The following is a 559-nucleotide window of genomic DNA, read 5'->3' as shown; positions in this document are numbered from 1 at the left end:
AGTTCTTGTTTTGATTGGATCAGATGTAGTGTGGAAACAATTTTTCGAAGTTCCTGCCCGGGAATACTCTTAGGATTACTGGAAAGCCATATTCTACACATTCGCTGCACATGAATCACACATCTCTGAAGAGTGACTTGTGGACATACTTTTCGGATTGCTTTGATTAAAGCCCGATTTCCATCGCAAGTAATTGACTCAATTTGAACTCCAAGAATTAGAAGATTTTCTAGGTCTTCTTTGAGTTCTTCATAGCGTTCTCCGTCACTGAAACGATAGAGTTGAGTGAATTTAATGGTGTTGTCCCGATATAAAATCAAGCATAAATCCCTGGTAAAATATGTGCCGTCAATAAGAAGATTTACTCGCTCAGATGGGTAAACACTTAGGGTTGGAGGTTCATTTAAATATCTTTTGAACAGTCGCTGAATGGTACTCTTACTCAGACCAGTCTCTGTTACTAATTGCTCAAATGTACGTCTGCCAACTACCCATTTTTCAAACCAAACAAACTGATTCGCTTTAGTTACTGAAGGGTTGGAGCCAGTGAAAAGAATGC

1 protein-coding gene is annotated in these 559 nt (G+C 39.0%); it reads right to left on the bottom strand.

The window, feature by feature from the left end; translation table 11 throughout:
• The coding region (locus tag IEV57_RS19300; protein ID WP_229744584.1) for a transposase at window positions 1–559 on the bottom strand (559 nt) is incomplete at both ends.

The sequence above is a fragment of the Belliella aquatica genome (assembly GCF_014637795.1).
GTDB classification, from domain to species: Bacteria; Bacteroidota; Bacteroidia; order Cytophagales; family Cyclobacteriaceae; genus Belliella; species Belliella aquatica.
Note: the sequence above shows the minus strand (reverse complement) of the source record. Positions and strands in the feature narration are given on the sequence as shown.